General features: G+C 73.6%; 2 protein-coding genes and 1 pseudogene. 2 read left to right on the forward strand and 1 reads right to left on the reverse strand.

From position 1 onward, the window contains the following. Positions 1-225 (forward strand): annotated as a pseudogene (locus tag AOJ26_RS34860) (hypothetical protein); the annotation flags it as partial. 15 nt (positions 226-240) lie between these two features. Here the strand turns inward: AOJ26_RS34860 and AOJ26_RS34865 are convergent. Next, positions 241-657 (reverse strand): SsgA family sporulation/cell division regulator, encoded by a 417-nt coding sequence (locus AOJ26_RS34865; RefSeq protein WP_053852368.1) that lies wholly within the window; start codon positions 655-657, stop codon positions 241-243. Between the two features lie 206 nt (positions 658-863). Between AOJ26_RS34865 and AOJ26_RS34870 the strand changes: the two genes are divergently transcribed. Continuing rightward, positions 864-1,881 (forward strand): sigma-70 family RNA polymerase sigma factor (locus tag AOJ26_RS34870; protein ID WP_159044460.1); only part of this gene is annotated, 1,018 nt, incomplete at its 3' end.

Here is a 1,881-nt window from a genome sequence, read left to right on the forward strand (position 1 = left end):
CCACGAACCCCCGGTCCCGACGGCACCTTCTGGAAGACCCGCCACCTCGTCGCCCACGCCCACGGCCGCCCCTTCGCCTGGCTCGACGACGAACTCGACGACCGGGACCGCCGGTTCGTGACAGCACACCACGACGGCCCGGCCCTGCTGCACCGGGTCGATCCCCGACTCGGCCTGCGGGACGCGGACTTCGTCGAACTCGCGGCTTTCGCCGACCGTCTGTGACAGCGGGCTGCCGCGTCACACCTCGTCGAGCAGCGCCGCGAGGCCGTGGTCGAGGTCGGGGCCCAGGTCCTCGGTGCCGGGCTCGACGACGTCGTACGAGCGCAGCAGGAAGCGGCGGAGGGTGGCCGTGCCGAAGCGGATCACGGCGAGGCCGAGCGGCGAGTGGAACTCGATGACGGTCCGGGCCCAGCCGCACGGCCGTATCCGCACGTCCCCCTCCCCGGCGGGGGCCTCAAGACCCTCCTCCAGCAGGGCCCGCCCGAACATCCAGGTCACGCCCTCGCCGTCGGCCGAGATGTGCGCGGGGAAGTCGATGTGCACGGCGAACGGCTCGGCGGAGTCGTAGCGCAGCGTGGGGCGCAGCGGGAGTTCGGGGTGGTCGGAGGTGATCAGACGGGCGCGGACGCTCTGTCGCAGGCAGGTGAGGCGCATGGGTGACGGTCTCCGTCTCGGGCGGGGCGCTGGGCTCGGTGCTGTGATGTCCATCGCTTGTCGAGTGGCCGGAGTACCGCTTGGTTACGCACCGACAGCGCCCTGTGATCTGAATCACGAGCGGAACTGCATGCTTGAAAGTTGTGTCATCTACGCTGACCCGACCCTTCCGCGCCCCCACCCGCCGGGAACTGGAGCGTTCCTGCATGACTGACCAACCGGCCAGAGCGTCCGCCCGGACGTCCCCCTCCACGACCGCCGCCTACGTGCGGATCTACGAGGAGCAGCAGCCGCGTCTCGTCGCGTACGCCCGCTCGCTCACCCGCAACGCCTGGGCGGCCGAGGACCTGGTCGCCGAGGCGCACTTCCGCGTGTGGCGGCGGCTGTCCGCGGGGCACGAGATCAACAACGTCCCGGCGTACCTCATGACGACCGTCCGGCACCTCGCCTCCTCCGCCGCCGGCACCACGCACGAGACCCCCCGGGACCCGCGGGTCCCGGAGCAGGCGTCGGCCGGCCACGCGGCGGACCCCGCCGAACAGGTCTCCGCCACCGACCTGTTGGTCCGTGTCCTCGGCGAACTCCCCGAACGCTGGGTGCGGGCCCTGTGGCTCGCCGAAGCCGAGGGCCAGCCGCTGGAGACGGTCGGCCGGCAGATCGGCGCCAAGCAGGGCGCGACGGCCGTACTGCTGCACCGGGCCCGCGAGGGCATGCGCCAGGCGTTCCTGCGCTCGCAGACCGAGGCGCCCGACGATCCCGCGTGCGAGGTCCACTGGGCCCGCATGCCGGCCTACGTCCGCGGCAACGCCACCCTGCGCCAGTCCGAGCGCCTCCTCGCCCACGTCGACACCTGCGAGGGATGCCGCGGACGCCTCGCCGTCCTGATGCGCGCCAACGACCGGCTGCCCGCGCTCGTCGGCCCCGCCCTGCTGGTCCTCGCGGTGGGCGGTGGCACGGGGAGGTTCCTGGCGTCGCTGACGGCGGGTTCGGCCGGGGCGGCGGGGTCCGCGTCCGTGACCGGCGGCCAGGGTCTCCTCCGTACGGCCCGTGCGGCGGCTCCCAGGACCAAGGCCGCCCTCGCCTCCGGCACGGCGGCCGCGGCGGCGGTCGCCGTCGTACTGACCCTCGGCCTGAACGACTCCCCCGCGACGGTGACCGCACCGGAGAAGGCGCCGGTGGCGAGGGGGCCGGTCGCGGGGCCGTCAGTTCAGGCCGAGGGTCAGT

The organism is Streptomyces sp. NRRL B-24085 (assembly GCF_001282115.1).
Taxonomy (GTDB): Bacteria; Actinomycetota; Actinomycetes; order Streptomycetales; family Streptomycetaceae; genus Streptomyces.